The organism is Roseburia sp. 831b, from assembly GCF_001940165.2.
Taxonomy (GTDB): Bacteria; Bacillota; Clostridia; order Lachnospirales; family Lachnospiraceae; genus Roseburia.
The window spans coordinates 2530001-2543875 of record NZ_CP135162.1 but is presented as its reverse complement, the minus strand read 5'-3'; the positions used below and the strand labels follow the sequence as shown (position 1 = coordinate 2543875).

The window sequence follows — 13875 nt, the reverse complement described above, 5'->3', positions numbered from 1 at the left end:
AAGTAGAAGGAAGGTTTGTATATTGCAAATCGGGGCAATGTTTCCTGGGAAACAAAAGGTAAAATTTTTAAAGGAGACAATATATGGGAAATGAAGCTGGAACGTGGGTGATGTATGGCGTGGATTGGGACGACCCGGAATGCATTCACAGCGTGGACGAAGCAATTGAATATATCAATCAGGTAGGTTTTTTACCACTTTTTAAAAACCAGATTCCAGGATTTTCACTGGAGGAACGGACAGTGCCGGAATATTGGTGGTGCAATGACCCGGCAAAAGATCCGTGGATGTGGCGCGCCATCATCACAAGACGCGGCGGTATCGTTTACGGCAAATTTTTCGACAAAAAAGCTGGTTTCATTTCGAAAAAATGGCTGCCTGTTTTTGCAAATTATAGAAGAGATGGCTATGATTTTGATTCGCTCTACGAAGATGGAAAAGCGCCGAACAAACAAAAAAAGATTATGGACCATTTCATCGAGGATAACGCCCATACAGAGATGCTTTCCAATGAATTAAAGAAAGCTGCCGGTTTTGGAAAAGACGGCGAGAAAGGATTTGACGGAGCCATCACAAATCTGATGATGCAGCTTTATCTATGCAACTGTGATTTTCGAAAACGCAAAAACAAAAAGGGTGTAGAATATGGCTGGGATGTAGCCGTTTATGCAGCACCGGAGCATATACACGGTTACGATTATGTGACGTCCTGTTATAACGAAAGTCCAGAAGAATCCTGGCAGAAAATTGTGGAGCACATGCGGGAGGTTTATCCGGTTGCGACGGAGAAACAGGTGAAGAAGGTTTTGAAATAAGGATTATGGAGAAAAGAGTCTTTTTCAAGACCCTATCAATTCCCCCCAAATATGTTATAATAACCACAAATCCAATCGCAAAGGAGGAAACCAATGAACAGCATTTTTCATAGAGTCAGTATTCGAAAATACCAGACAAAAGAGGTAGAGCAGGAAAAAATCGAACAGCTTCTCCGCGCAGCGATGGCGGCACCATCTGCCTGTAACCAGCAGCCATGGGAGTTTTATGTGGTGACCAACAAAGAAGTGATTCAGCAGTTAGCGGCCGCATCGCCGTATGCGGGATGTGCAGCAGGAGCGCCGGTTGTGTTTGTGCCATGTTTTCGCCACGAAGGAATTGCGCCGGAATATTTCAATATTGATTTGAGTGCAGCAGTCGAAAACCTGCTGTTAGAGGCAGATGCACAAGGTCTTGGCGCTGTGTGGATGGGCATTTCACCGTCAGAAGAGCGTATGGATGCGGTAAGAAAAGTCTTAAATATTCCGTCAGAATTATCACCGTTTGCACTTGTTCCATGTGGCTATCCGGCAGAGGAAAGATCGCAGCAGGACAGATACGAGGAAAATCGCGTTCATTATGTAAGATAATAGTGTGATAAATTTTTCACAAACAAGATTTGTATGAAAGTCACGATGCACAAAAAGTGGCACGGAATGGAGTAAAAATGTCATATTTGATCAGCGAAACAACAAAAGAAGAAAGAGAGTGCATTGTAGCGGAGTCACTTGGAAATATTGAGGCAAGCTGCGATGGCTGTATGTCTGGTCTTGCAGAAATGTACCAGGATTATATCGATGGGAAAAAGGAATTGCGTGACATCAACATGGAATTTCAGGCACGCTTTGTAAAAAGTGAGGACATGCCAGGGCGTGAAGGCTGCGGCTATCGCAGATAAAAGGAGAGGTGCATGCACATTTATGTAGATGCAGATGCCTGCCCGGTGGTAGGCATTGTAGAAAAAATTGCAAAAGAAAATGAAATCCCCTGCACCCTGCTCTGCGATACAAATCATATTTTACGTTCGGAATACGCCGAAGTAAAAATCATTGGAGCAGGTGCGGATGCGGTGGATTATGCCCTGATTAATCTGTGCCACAAAGGCGATATTGTGGTCTCCCAGGATTATGGAGTCGCTGCGATGGCGCTTGGAAAAGGTGCCTACGCCATTCATCAGAGTGGAAAATGGTACACCAATGAGAACATCGACCAGATGTTGATGGAGCGTCACATGGCAAAGAAAGCAAGGATGAGCAAACGCCAAAAGACGCATTTAAAAGGGCCATCCAAGCGTACTGAGGAAGATGATAAACGTTTTGCGGATTCTTTCCGTCGTCTCGTGGAAAAAGCGAAGCAGGAATCGTCAGTCTGTGGATAGAAAGGCAGGATGGTCAGAATGAAAATGACAACACTATGTTATATTGAGCAGGATGGAAAGTTCCTGATGCTCCATCGCAATAAAGAAAAAGAAGACCCAAATGCCGGAAAATGGATTGGTGTAGGCGGTCACATGGAGCAGGGAGAAAGCCCGGAAGAATGTCTGCTCCGTGAAGTTACAGAGGAAACGGGACTTCATCTGACGAACTATCAGTTCCGGGGACTGGTGACTTTTATCAGCGATGAAACAGAACGGGAAGAAATGTGTCTTTTTACCGCAAACGAATTCGAAGGCGAACTGCACGAGTGCGACGAAGGGGAACTTGCCTGGATTCCAAAAGAAAATGTGCAGGAACTTCCGACCTGGGAAGGGGACGCGGTCTTTTTAAAATTGATCTTAGAAGAGGAATCTCGATTTTTCACGTTGAAGCTCGTTTACCAAGGAGAAAAATTGGTCGAACAGCAAGTACACTTTTACGGTGCGTCGCAAACGAACGGATAAGATATTTTTGAAAAAACAGATAGGTTTACATAAAAAAGGAGAACAAACATGTATTATGTACCAGATGGCACAGAAATGTGCGGATATTATGAATGTAAGGATTGTGGAAGCCGCTTTTTATCCTTAAAAATCGGACCACAGATTGTATGCCCATATTGTGGTGAGGAACCGGATATGGAGATTGGACCGGATGAGCAGATGCCGGTTGCAAAAGAGGATGCGAAGCTTCTTCAGGTCGTAAAAGGAGTCGAGGAAGTAGAACGAATGGATGCTCTCTTGTCTCTTGCACTCACCGGAGGAGATTACAGCTGGATTTAAGCTGTGCAGGTGGTGAGAAAGCAGTGTTTACGAGAAAATAGTGCGCTTGCACGGAAAGAAATAGAAAAAGATAAGGAGGAACACATCATGTTTTTTCCAAAAGATAATACATACAATGACATTAGAGATAAGTCATTGAACCAGTGGCTTGATGAGATGGAACAGCACGAGGATGTTGCAGTCCGCGGTGGGGTCAAATTAACACGCGAATACATGCAGTATTTAAAAAGTGAAATCAAACGCCTTGAGGAAGAGAATGAACTCAAGAATCAGTATTTGAAAAAGATGTCGCGCTTCCAGCCACAGAAAAAATAGAAATGCCACAAACGAAAAGTATTTGAAAAAATTTAAACAAAGCGTGCTATTGGACATATAAGTATATATTTTTTAAAATTGTCCGATTTTGATTGATTTTATAGCCGCTAGTTTACATAAAAAAGGGTTTTTGGATAATAATGTATGACTTGAAAAAAATTATCCAGAAAACCCGTTTTTTTTACAAAATTTTGGGCAAATTTTTAAATGTTCGTCGCATTTATCCAAAACAAATAAAATGGTTTACATAATATGGATGATTCGAGTGGTTTTTGGATAATTTTTCAACAGAAACGTTCTATTTATAAAATAGAATGTTTCCACCTCTAGTTTTTTGTACCATCCCCCATGAAAAACAAAGTTCTAACTTCTTCTCTGTCTCGAACATTAGAAATATATCTAATGACTTTCACTTGACATTAGAATTAAATTTAATATAATAACAGATATAAGAAGTATATCTAACAAACCACTAGAAACCTATTTGATATTAAGAAACACAGGAAATGTACTATCAAGAAAAACATAGGTAATGCAATATCAAGAAAAACACAGGTAATGCAATATCAAGAAATACAGGTAATGCAATATCAAGAAACACAGTGTAACAAACAAATCTATACAAAAGAGACAGGAGAAAACAGTGATGGAAGAAGCTAAAAAGATAGGATACCGCGGTGTCCTGAAACAAAAAGAATACATGAAGTCCACCAGTGCTTTGGTGGTGAACCGCTTTGGGGATGCAATCGATGCAATTGCATCGACCTGGATTGTGTACGAACTGACAGGAAATGCGATGTGGTCAGCACTTATCTACGGAATGAATACCCTGCCGACCGTTTTGATTACGCCGTTTGCGGGAGCATTCGTGGAAGGGAGAAATAAAAAGGCGATCATGGTAATAACAGACCTGATTCGCGCACTTTGCGTAGCTTATGTGGCGACCGGATATTTGTTTGGGATATTACAGGCATGGCACCTTGTACTTACAACATTGATGATCTCAACAGTAGAAGCGTTCCGTACCCCGGCATCTACGGCAATCACCCCAATGATTCTGGAAAAAGAATACTACGACTATGGAATGTCACTATCCGGTGCATTAAGCACCGTTGTGGAACTGATTGGAACCGGACTTGCAGCAGGAATCATCGCCGTGATTGGAACAAGCGGCGCCATCTATCTGGATATGGCAACGTTTGTGATTTCCGCCGGCATTATTGCAACCATGAATACCAGGGAAGAAAAGAAGGCACACCAGAAATTCGATGCAAAAGAATATGTTGAGACCTTAAAAGAAGGGTTATCCTATTCTTTTCGGAAAAAAGCAATTTTACTCCTTTGCATGATTGCCCTGTTTTTAAATGGAATTCTGGTTCCGTTAAACAGTTTACAGGCACCATTTATCAAAGAAGTACTAGGTGGCGGTGCAGCAGCATTGTCTGTTATGGGGGTAAGCATTTCCCTTTCCATGCTGGCAGGTTCTGTGCTATATCCAATGATTCGTTCTAAGGTGTCTGGAAAAGCACTGTGCGTATTCTGTGGACTGGCAATCGCAGCTTTTTATATTGGAACGGTGGCATGTCGTCCACTATACGCCTCTGAACTGGCGATGTATGTGATTTTTGCAGCCTTAACATTTTTGCTGGGAATCTCTGCGGCACTTGCGAGTGCATTTACCTCCGTTGAAATGTTAAAAGTGGTAGAGGAAGGTTATCTTGCAAGAGTAGGTGCTATTTTTGCAGCGTTGACGGTTGCGGTCAATCCAATCGTATCGTTTCTCCTTACCGCAGTCACCAAAGTGATGGGAACTGCAACTATCTTTTTGATTGCAGGTGGACTGGCAGTAGCAGCAACTATTCTGATGCTCGCAAATAAATCCCTCAACGAGGTGTAGTTGTGTTATACTAGACGTACATCTAATAACAATTTAGAAACAGAGGTACGCGATGGCAAACGGAATTCAAAAAGAGATAAGACCACTCACAGAGGCGATGAATCTTTTGAGTATGGCTGCATCCCAAAAGACGTTAGAAGACTATAAAGAAGAAATTGCGAAAAATGCAAAACGCAACAAACGGTTTGAATCGGTTTTTTCTATTTTAAAAGAGATTGACGCCGACACGAAAGCAGTGTTAAAAGACAAGTGGGAAGATGTTTTGTTTTATTTCGGAGCAGAAGACTGGGGAGGAGAGCGTCTGACCCATATCCTTTATCTCTGGGAAAGCAATCTCCCACTCTGGTATGCAACACCGAAGGAATGGTCAGATTCTATCTTAAAGATGGAAGAGAGCGAGTATTACAAAAACGTGTATCATCGCCTTTGCGTTTACAATAATTCCGTTCAGGACGTTGTTGACGTAAAATTTGGTGAAAGTTTAGCGGAGGTTATCTCTTTTATTTTGAAGATGGATATTCCAGATGAGAAAAAACTGGCACTGCAGGATATCATTTTAAATCGCGAAACGCATTTTGAAAAAGTAAACCAGTTATTGGAGCGTGCGCTAAACCAGATTACAAAATACCAAAAGCAGATACAGGAATGGATTTCTATTTTTGGTGAATATTGGACGGAAGAACTGGGTGGCAAAAGCTTCCCGGATTATATGGAAGAGATTTTTCATTTTAAAGAGGATATAGAAAGACCCATAGAGGAATGGACGCTGTGGCCATGTATCTTTGTGCCGACACGAATGGGTGTCACATTCGATATGGACCCGGAAACCGGAAAAGTAAATGGACCATGTGTAGGAACGGCAGGCATCTTATTTGGGGAAGGATACACAATTAGAGATTGTTACGAATCGGAGACAACCCTCTCGGATGAGCAGGCACTTAAGACATTACGACTCATCAGTGAAAAAAATAAATTTGAAATTTTATCGCTTACCAAGGAGGCATCGGCGTACGGAAGCGTGCTGGCACAGCATTTAGGACTGACGACGGCAACGATTTCCCACCACACGAACGAATTGTACGAAGCACATCTTCTGAATTTAGAGAAAAAAGGAAACCGAATCTATTACAGTACAAATGAAGAAATGCTAAGAAAGCTGATTCGATATTTAGAAGGAAAGCTGACCTAAAAAAAGACGATAGGTTTACATAATACAAATAAAAAAGCTATCACAATCTGTGATAGCTTTTTTAGCGGAGACGGCGGGATTCGAACCCGCGTGCCGGTTGCCCGGCTAACTGATTTCGAGTCAGCCCCGTTATGACCACTTCGATACGTCTCCAAATGTATAAAAAACACCTATCTAGTATATCATATTTTGGATAAATTGCAAGCATTCAAAAGCGAAAGTAGTGAAGTTTTGGGTTGTTCAAAGTGATAAAATATATTATAATGTACACGAATATGTGGAAGGGAAGGTGCTGTCAATGAAAAGAATCGGAATGTTAACAAGCGGTGGCGACTGCCAGGCACTGAATGCAGCGATGCGAGGTGTGGTAAAAGCGTTAAGTGAGAATGTAGACGAGTTAGAAGTTTATGGATTTTTAAACGGTTACAAAGGGTTGATTTACGGTGATTACCGTTTGCTGACGGCGAAGGATTTTTCCGGGATTCTGACAAAAGGCGGTACGATTTTAGGCTCTTCCAGACAACCGTTTAAGCTTATGCGCACACCGGATGCGAATGGGTTGGATAAGGTCGCAGCAATGAAGCAGACTTATTATAAATTATCCCTGGACTGTCTTGTGATTCTTGGTGGAAACGGAACGCAAAAGACAGCGAACCTGCTTCGGGAGGAAGGCCTCAATATCATCCATCTTCCAAAGACAATTGACAATGATATTTATGGAACGGATGTGACGTTTGGTTTCCAAAGTGCCATTAACATTGCAACCGACGCCATAGATTGTATTCATACAACAGCGGCTTCCCATAACCGTGTGTTTATTGTGGAAGTAATGGGACACAAAGTCGGATGGCTGACGTTATATGCAGGAATCGCAGGTGGCGCAGATATTATCCTGCTTCCAGAGATTCCGTATGATATCGATAAGGTAATCGAAGCAATCGATAAGAGAACACGCCAGGGAAAAGGTTTCACGATTCTTGCAGTTGCGGAAGGCGCAATTTCCAAGGCGGACGCAGACCTTTCCAAGAAGGCATACAAGGAGAAAAAGGCGAATGCCAAATATCCATCCGTCTCCTACGAGATTGCAGACCAGATTTTGCAAAAAGCCGGCGTTGAGGTGCGTGTGACCGTTCCGGGGCATACACAGCGTGGAGGAAGTCCATGTCCTTACGACAGAGTTCTTTGTACAAGACTTGGTTCGGCAGCCGCAAAAGCAATTCTTGACGAAGATTATGGTTATATGATTGGTATGGTCAATGGAAAGACCAAAAGAATTCCACTCGGCGATGTAGCCGGAAAATTAAAAATGGTGGATCCGGACAGCCAGATGATTAAAGAAGCAAAACGCACCGGAATCAGTTTTGGTGATTAAAGATATTGTTTAAGAAAGATAAAGGTTAGGTGAAAAAGCATGTCATACACAGCGTTGTATCGAAAATTCCGACCGCAGGAATTTGAAGATGTAAAAGGTCAGGATCATATCGTAACAACTCTTAAAAATCAGATAAAAGCAGACAGAATCGGACATGCTTATCTTTTTTGTGGAACAAGAGGAACCGGTAAGACAACCATCGCAAAGATTTTTGCGAAAGCGGTCAACTGTGAACACCCGGTGGACGGAAGTCCCTGTGGGGAATGTCCGACCTGTAAGGCGATTGCAGCAGGAACCTCGATGAATGTCATCGAGATTGATGCCGCTTCCAACAACGGTGTCGATAATATCCGTGAAATCCGCGAGGAAGTTGCATACCGGCCAACGGAAGGAAAATACAAGGTTTATATCATAGATGAGGTTCATATGCTTTCCATAGGGGCGTTCAATGCACTTTTAAAGACATTGGAAGAACCGCCGGCATATGTTATTTTTATTCTGGCAACCACGGAAGCACATAAGATTCCGATTACGATTTTATCCCGTTGCCAGAGATATGATTTTCGAAGAATCTCCATTGACACGATTGCAGCAAGATTGCAGGAGCTCATGGAGAAAGAACAGGTTGACGTAGAAGAGCGGGCAATCCGTTATATTGCAAAAGTAGGCGACGGCTCCATGCGAGATGCGTTAAGTCTGCTTGACCAGTGTATTGCCTTTTACCTTGGTCAGAAACTGACATACGACAAGGTGTTAGAGACACTGGGGGCAGTGGATACCGAAGTGTTCAGCCGCCTGCTTCGCCAGATTCTCGAGAAAAATGTCACAGGCGCGATTGCAACCATCGAGGAGCTTGTGATTGAAGGACGTGAGATGGGACAGTTTGTCACAGATTTCACGTGGTATTTGAGAAATCTTTTGCTGGTACAAAGTTCCGATGATATGGAAGATGTACTTGACATATCGAGTGAGAATCTTGCATTATTAAAAGAAGAAGCACAGGTGGTAGAACCGCCCGTGCTGATACGATACATCCGTATTTTTTCGGAGTTAAGCAATCAGATTCGTTATGCTTCACAGAAGCGTATCTTAATTGAGATTGCAGTGATTAAGTTATGTAAACCAGAGATGGAAAAAGATTACGAGTCCATCATCGACCGAATCGATTCTCTGGAAAAGAAATTAGCATCAGGTGTTATGATGGCGGCACCGGAAGGGGCTTTGGGGCAAGCAGCCGGTAATGTCGCGAATGCGGCAACACCCACTCCGGTAGCAGAGTTTCCAAAGGCAGTCCCGGAGGATGTGCAGCAGGTAGTCACAAACTGGAATTCGATTCTGTCTGAGATGGCAGGAATCTCAAGAACCTATATGAAGAAAGCGATTCCTTCATTAGGAGCAGGCGGTACATTGCTGCTTGCATTTGATGATCCAAATGCTTACGAATATATCGAAGAGAACCGTGCAGGCTGTATGGATGAATTCAAGGAGCTTGCAGCCAACCGGATTGGTAAGCAGATAGAAGTACTTGTAAAACTCAATGACAGCGGTCGCCCGGGCAAGGAAGTTTATCCGGATTTACGCGAGGCGATACAGTTTGACATAGAAATAGAAGACATTTAAGGAGGATTTTAAAATGGCAAAAAGAGGTGGATTCCCAGGCGGTATGCCAGGAAATATGAATAACCTTATGAAACAGGCGCAGAAGATGCAAAGACAGATGGAAGAAGCGCAGAAAGAGTTAGAAGAAAAAGAAGTGACAGCAACAGCTGGTGGCGGGGCTGTGGAAGTTACCATTTCCGGTAAGAAAGAGATTACAAAAGTAAAATTATCCGAAGAAGTGGTAGATCCAGACGATATTGAGATGTTAGAAGATTTGATTATGGCAGCAACCAATGAGGCACTTCGTAAAATCGAAGAAGAATCATCCAATTCCATGTCCAAAATCACAGGCGGATTAGGCGGTTTGCCATTCTAAAACAGCTACATAGGGAGGGCAAAGAAGATGGATTATTATAGCAAACAGATTAGTAAACTGATTGAAGAATTGTCCAGCCTTCCTGGAATCGGTGCAAAGTCCGCACAGCGTCTGGCGTTTCATATTTTGAACATGCCAAAGGAACAGGTAGAAAGTCTGTCACATGCGATATTAGATGCAAAAGAAAATGTCAGATATTGCAAGGAATGTTTCACTCTGACCGATGAAGAGCTCTGCCCGATTTGCAGGGATGCAAGCCGAAATCACAAGGTTATCATGGTGGTGGAGAACACAAGAGATCTTGCAGCGTATGAGAAGACAGGGAAATTTGACGGTGTCTATCATGTGCTCCACGGAGCAATCTCGCCGATGCTTGGAATCGGACCAAATGATATCAAATTAAAAGAATTAATGCAGCGTCTCCAACAGGATGTGGATGAGGTTATCATTGCGACAAACTCCAGCCTGGAAGGTGAGACAACCGCAATGTATATGAGTAAACTGATTAAACCGACAGGAATCAAGGTGACAAGAATTGCCAGTGGGGTTCCGGTTGGAGGAGATTTGGAATATATTGATGAGGTAACTTTACTCCGCGCATTGGAGGGCCGAACAGAACTATAATTGTAGTTTGGTTTAAAATGTCAGGAGAAGGTATAAAGAACAGGCTCCCTAAAAGGAACCAAAGGAAAGGAAATCATGATGACGAATTTAGAATTACAAATCACTGCAAATGAGATTCGTAAAGGTATTGTCTCATCTGTACACAGTGCAAAGGCAGGACATCCAGGTGGATCACTGTCAGCAGCAGATATTTTTACATATCTGTATTTTGAGGAAATGAACGTAGACCCAAAGAACCCGAAGATGGCAGACCGCGATCGTTTTGTATTATCAAAAGGTCACGTTGCACCAGGTCTCTATGCTACATTAGCAGAGAAAGGATTTTTCCCAAAGAAAGATTTACTGACACTTCGTCATACCGGTTCCTACTTACAGGGACACCCTGATATGAAGCACATCCCAGGTGTAGATATGTCAAGTGGTTCTTTAGGACAGGGACTTTCTGCAGCAGTTGGTATGGCAGCAGCAGGAAAATTTGACAAAAAAGATTACCGCGTATATGCACTTTGCGGAGACGGTGAGATTCAGGAAGGCCAGATTTGGGAAGCAGCAATGTGGGCTGGTTTCAAAAAATTAGACAACCTTTGTGTTATTGTAGATAACAACAACCTTCAGATTGACGGAACAATCGATGAAGTATGTTCTCCATACCCAATCGATAAGAAGTTTGAAGCATTCAACTTCCATGTAATCAATATTGATGGTAACAATTTTGATGAGATTCGTGCAGCAATGAAAGAAGCACGTGAGACAAAAGGAATGCCAACCGCAATCATCGCGAAAACGGTAAAAGGAAAAGGAGTTTCCTTCATGGAGAATAACGTAGACTGGCATGGAAAAGCTCCAAACGATGAACAGTATGCAGTTGCAATGGCAGATTTAGAGAAAGTAGGTGAAGCATTATGTCAGAAGTAAAGAAAATCGCAACAAGAGAAAGCTATGGTAATGCTTTAGTTGAAATCGGAAAAGAACATGAAGACTTAATCGTTTTAGATGCAGACTTAGCAGGCGCAACCAAAACTGGTATTTTCAAAAAAGCGTTCCCGGAACGTCATTGGGATATCGGTATCGCAGAGTGTAACATGGCTGGTATCGCAGCAGGTCTTGCTACCTGTGGAAAAGTACCATTTATCAGTTCCTTTGCAATGTTTGCAGCAGGAAGAGCATTCGAGCAGGTTCGTAATGCAATCGGTTATCCACATTTAAATGTAAAAATTGGTGCAACACATGCCGGAATCTCTGTTGGTGAAGACGGTGCAACACACCAGTGTCTGGAAGATCTTGCATTGATGCGTACGATTCCGGGAATGGTAGTCATCAACCCTGCAGACGATACAGAAGCAAGAGCAGCAGTCAAAGCAGCTTATGAGTATGTAGGTCCTGTATACCTTCGTTTCGGACGTCTTGCAATTCCGGTTATCAATGACCCGGAAACATACAAATTCGAGATTGGAAAAGGTGTTGTGTTAAAAGAAGGAACAGACGTTACCATTTTTGCAACAGGTCTTGAAGTAAGTGAATCCTTAGAAGCTGCGAAACTGTTAGAGGCTGACGGAATCAATGCTGAGGTTATCAACATTCATACCATTAAACCAATCGATGCAGAATTGGTTGTAAAATCTGCTACAAAGACTGGCAAAGTTGTCACAGTCGAAGAACATTCCGTCATCGGCGGACTTGGAAGCGCTGTATGTGATGTCTTAAGCGAGAAAGCTCCAACCAAGGTAATGAAGATTGGTGTCAATGATGTCTTTGGAGAATCTGGCCCGGCTACGGAATTAATTCAGAAATACGGATTAGATGCAAAGAGCATTTACGAGAAAGTAAAAGCATTTGTAAGAGCTTAGGCGATTCTTTCTTTTACAAAATAACAGTATGTTTTTTCAAAAGCTGTCGTATTTGATACGGCAGCTTTTTTTCTTGCCCAAAAGGAGCGTCTTCTGTCGAAAACTTTTTGAAAAATCCTCCATAATCCACCAAAAAAAGAAAACGATTTGTGCTAAATTTTTCCTTAGGATTCCCAGATATAACAACAAAGAGCGGGAATGGAATTGCGTAAAGAAAGGACAGGTCTGTGGCATGATTGAGATTATTCAGGAAGAAAAGGAGAAAGAAAAAGGACTACCAAAGGAAATACGCCAGATTGGAAATGCAGATATTGGTGACCGGATTTATGTAGCGGAAAATGTGTATCAATATTTACACCGCAAGGTGGCATGGAGCGAGGAAACATTCGAGGAACGGAAAGTTTTTGTGTTGCTTGGAAAATTGGAAGATTTTCAGGAGCAAAAATGCATTTTTGTTGAGTATGCGCTATCACTAGAGACGATGCCGATGCAGGAGGGGCTTCCGGTCTGGAGTGATTCCACCTGGGGATATGTCTTTAAGAAAATGAAACACTTTTCTGAGGAAATGATTGTTGTCGGCTGGGCATTTGATTTAAAAGGAGGAACGCCAGGAATGGTGCATCGCCTGACACAGTTACATATGACGCATTTTGGAGGACGCCATCAGGTGTTGTTTTTAATGGATTCTGTGGAAAAAGAAGAGAATTTCTTTTGCAATCGTCACGGAGAACTTTCTATGCGGGAAGGCTTCTATCTGTATCATGAGAAAAAGGCGCTTGCATTAGCAAAAGAGAAGGACAAGCCGGCAGAGGTTACGATAGAGCATGAAAAAGTATCGAAACAGGAAGAAAATAATAGGATGCGGTTTTCAAAGGCAGCACCTGTGAAAGAAAAAAGAAAACGTTTTTCGCCGACATACGCATTGGCAATTGCAACACTGGTGCTAATTTTTGCCGCTTATCGGAACAACGTGCGGATGAAAAATCTGCAGGAAACGATTTCACAGATGAATACAGCACAGACGGTGTTTGCGGAGACAGACAGTGAGCAAAAGGTTGCAATCGAAACCTTAAAAGGAAATGTCGAAAAGAAAACAGAGACATCGGACGCCCAGCCTGCGACAGAGACTACGGTTCAGGCAGACGAAACTGTCCAGCCGGATGCTGCACCGGCAGCGGACACGACAACCCAGGCAGCATCTGCGCGGCCGACGGATGCTGCAGCACAGCCCGATAATGAAACACAGCAAGGTGCCACAGTTCAGTCGGATAACACCGCCCAGCCGGACGCCACGACTCAGCCCGATAATGCGCCGGCATCCCAGCAGACGGCGACAACAACCGCTGCAAATATTTCGCCGGAGGCAAAGGTGTATTTAAATCAGGGGTATTATGTAGTACAAAAAGGGGACAGCCTTGCCGGAATCTGTATGAAGCTATATCAGACCAATGCGATGATGGATAAGCTGTGTGAGGTAAACGGCATTGAAAATGCAGATCAGATTTATGAAGGACAGTGCTTAACCCTTCCACATTAAAAAGAGATGAATTCATTTGACTGATATGTTATACTGATACCGACAGAGTTCAATGATACAAAGGAGTCCAGATGGCAGATACGAAGAAAAACGGTTTCCATACAGTGGA

17 protein-coding genes and 1 tRNA gene (1 of these 18 running past the window's edge) are annotated in these 13875 nt (G+C 42.8%); 17 read left to right on the top strand and 1 reads right to left on the bottom strand.

Translation table 11 applies throughout. The annotated features are described in order from the left end of the window. Nucleotides 1-83: 83 nt before the first annotated feature. The 9 genes from BIV16_RS11660 (at nt 84) to BIV16_RS11620 (ending at nt 6411) form a co-directional block, all read left to right on the top strand. On the top strand, nt 84-815 hold the full coding sequence (locus tag BIV16_RS11660; RefSeq protein WP_075680304.1) for an AlkZ-related protein: 732 nt from the start codon (nt 84-86) through the stop codon (nt 813-815). A gap of 93 nt (nt 816-908) precedes the next feature. After that, nucleotides 909-1403: a nitroreductase family protein gene (locus BIV16_RS11655; protein WP_075680303.1), complete on the top strand. Its 495-nt coding sequence runs from the start codon at nt 909-911 to the stop codon at nt 1401-1403. Between the two features lie 77 nt (nt 1404-1480). Then, nucleotides 1481-1711 carry a purine biosynthesis protein PurH gene (locus tag BIV16_RS11650; protein WP_075680302.1) on the top strand — a complete coding sequence of 77 codons (231 nt, stop codon included), beginning with the start codon at nt 1481-1483 and terminating at the stop codon, nt 1709-1711. 12 nt (nt 1712-1723) lie between these two features. Then, the gene (locus tag BIV16_RS11645) at nt 1724-2191 is read left to right on the top strand and encodes a YaiI/YqxD family protein (RefSeq protein WP_075680301.1); all 468 of its coding nucleotides are present in this window, start codon (nt 1724-1726) and stop codon (nt 2189-2191) included. A gap of 18 nt (nt 2192-2209) precedes the next feature. Next, nucleotides 2210-2692: an NUDIX hydrolase gene (locus tag BIV16_RS11640; RefSeq protein ID WP_075680300.1), complete on the top strand. Its 483-nt coding sequence runs from the start codon at nt 2210-2212 to the stop codon at nt 2690-2692. Nucleotides 2693-2740: 48 nt separating this feature from the next. Further along, the gene (locus tag BIV16_RS11635) at nt 2741-3010 is read left to right on the top strand and encodes a hypothetical protein (RefSeq protein ID WP_075680299.1); all 270 of its coding nucleotides are present in this window, start codon (nt 2741-2743) and stop codon (nt 3008-3010) included. 87 nt (nt 3011-3097) lie between these two features. After that, entirely contained in the window at nt 3098-3325 is a 228-nt protein-coding gene (locus BIV16_RS11630) for a hypothetical protein (RefSeq protein WP_075680521.1), read from the top strand. Nucleotides 3326-3971: 646 nt separating this feature from the next. Further along, nucleotides 3972-5222 carry an MFS transporter gene (locus tag BIV16_RS11625; protein WP_075680298.1) on the top strand — a complete coding sequence of 417 codons (1251 nt, stop codon included), beginning with the start codon at nt 3972-3974 and terminating at the stop codon, nt 5220-5222. A 52-nt stretch (nt 5223-5274) separates the two neighbouring features. After that, nucleotides 5275-6411 carry an ArsR/SmtB family transcription factor gene (locus BIV16_RS11620; protein WP_075680297.1) on the top strand — a complete coding sequence of 379 codons (1137 nt, stop codon included), beginning with the start codon at nt 5275-5277 and terminating at the stop codon, nt 6409-6411. Nucleotides 6412-6476: 65 nt separating this feature from the next. On the opposite strand, the gene BIV16_RS11615 is transcribed toward BIV16_RS11620, so the two are convergent. Continuing rightward, nucleotides 6477-6564, bottom strand: a tRNA-Ser gene (locus tag BIV16_RS11615). A 145-nt stretch (nt 6565-6709) separates the two neighbouring features. Here BIV16_RS11615 and BIV16_RS11610 point away from each other — a divergent pair. The 8 genes from BIV16_RS11610 to BIV16_RS11575 all read left to right on the top strand — a co-directional run. After that, on the top strand, nt 6710-7783 hold the full coding sequence (locus BIV16_RS11610; protein ID WP_075680296.1) for a 6-phosphofructokinase: 1074 nt from the start codon (nt 6710-6712) through the stop codon (nt 7781-7783). Nucleotides 7784-7822: 39 nt separating this feature from the next. Further along, nucleotides 7823-9403 carry a DNA polymerase III subunit gamma/tau gene (gene dnaX, locus BIV16_RS11605; protein ID WP_075680295.1) on the top strand — a complete coding sequence of 527 codons (1581 nt, stop codon included), beginning with the start codon at nt 7823-7825 and terminating at the stop codon, nt 9401-9403. 13 nt (nt 9404-9416) lie between these two features. After that, entirely contained in the window at nt 9417-9758 is a 342-nt protein-coding gene (locus tag BIV16_RS11600; RefSeq protein ID WP_075680294.1) for a YbaB/EbfC family nucleoid-associated protein, read from the top strand. Between the two features lie 27 nt (nt 9759-9785). Beyond that, entirely contained in the window at nt 9786-10382 is a 597-nt protein-coding gene (recR, locus tag BIV16_RS11595; RefSeq protein ID WP_075680293.1) for a recombination mediator RecR, read from the top strand. Nucleotides 10383-10460: 78 nt separating this feature from the next. Continuing rightward, the gene (locus tag BIV16_RS11590; RefSeq protein ID WP_075680520.1) at nt 10461-11297 is read left to right on the top strand and encodes a transketolase; all 837 of its coding nucleotides are present in this window, start codon (nt 10461-10463) and stop codon (nt 11295-11297) included. Next, nucleotides 11285-12229: a transketolase family protein gene (locus BIV16_RS11585; RefSeq protein WP_075680292.1), complete on the top strand. Its 945-nt coding sequence runs from the start codon at nt 11285-11287 to the stop codon at nt 12227-12229. Before BIV16_RS11590 ends, BIV16_RS11585 begins: the two co-directional genes overlap by 13 nt. Before the next feature lie 232 nt (nt 12230-12461). Beyond that, complete coding sequence (locus BIV16_RS11580) at nt 12462-13766, top strand: LysM peptidoglycan-binding domain-containing protein (RefSeq protein WP_075680291.1); 1305 nt, start codon at nt 12462-12464, stop codon at nt 13764-13766. A 71-nt stretch (nt 13767-13837) separates the two neighbouring features. Continuing rightward, nucleotides 13838-13875 carry the beginning of a DUF5711 family protein gene (locus tag BIV16_RS11575; protein WP_075680290.1) on the top strand. It continues 1156 nt past the right edge of the window, so 38 of the gene's 1194 nt are visible here — the first part of the coding sequence; its start codon is at nt 13838-13840; its stop codon lies beyond the right edge, outside the window.

Bases quoted from the DNA above. Each gene is read 5' to 3' on its own strand.
- BIV16_RS11660 (WP_075680304.1), top strand. From the start codon at position 84: ATGGGAAATGAAGCTGGAACGTGGGTGATGTATGGCGTGGATTGGGAC.
- BIV16_RS11655 (WP_075680303.1), top strand. From the start codon at position 909: ATGAACAGCATTTTTCATAGAGTCAGTATTCGAAAATACCAGACAAAA.
- BIV16_RS11650 (WP_075680302.1), top strand. From the start codon at position 1,481: ATGTCATATTTGATCAGCGAAACAACAAAAGAAGAAAGAGAGTGCATT.
- BIV16_RS11645 (WP_075680301.1), top strand. From the start codon at position 1,724: ATGCACATTTATGTAGATGCAGATGCCTGCCCGGTGGTAGGCATTGTA.
- BIV16_RS11640 (WP_075680300.1), top strand. From the start codon at position 2,210: ATGAAAATGACAACACTATGTTATATTGAGCAGGATGGAAAGTTCCTG.
- BIV16_RS11635 (WP_075680299.1), top strand. From the start codon at position 2,741: ATGTATTATGTACCAGATGGCACAGAAATGTGCGGATATTATGAATGT.
- BIV16_RS11630 (WP_075680521.1), top strand. From the start codon at position 3,098: ATGTTTTTTCCAAAAGATAATACATACAATGACATTAGAGATAAGTCA.
- BIV16_RS11625 (WP_075680298.1), top strand. From the start codon at position 3,972: ATGGAAGAAGCTAAAAAGATAGGATACCGCGGTGTCCTGAAACAAAAA.
- BIV16_RS11620 (WP_075680297.1), top strand. From the start codon at position 5,275: ATGGCAAACGGAATTCAAAAAGAGATAAGACCACTCACAGAGGCGATG.
- BIV16_RS11610 (WP_075680296.1), top strand. From the start codon at position 6,710: ATGAAAAGAATCGGAATGTTAACAAGCGGTGGCGACTGCCAGGCACTG.
- dnaX (WP_075680295.1), top strand. From the start codon at position 7,823: ATGTCATACACAGCGTTGTATCGAAAATTCCGACCGCAGGAATTTGAA.
- BIV16_RS11600 (WP_075680294.1), top strand. From the start codon at position 9,417: ATGGCAAAAAGAGGTGGATTCCCAGGCGGTATGCCAGGAAATATGAAT.
- recR (WP_075680293.1), top strand. From the start codon at position 9,786: ATGGATTATTATAGCAAACAGATTAGTAAACTGATTGAAGAATTGTCC.
- BIV16_RS11590 (WP_075680520.1), top strand. From the start codon at position 10,461: ATGACGAATTTAGAATTACAAATCACTGCAAATGAGATTCGTAAAGGT.
- BIV16_RS11585 (WP_075680292.1), top strand. From the start codon at position 11,285: ATGTCAGAAGTAAAGAAAATCGCAACAAGAGAAAGCTATGGTAATGCT.
- BIV16_RS11580 (WP_075680291.1), top strand. From the start codon at position 12,462: ATGATTGAGATTATTCAGGAAGAAAAGGAGAAAGAAAAAGGACTACCA.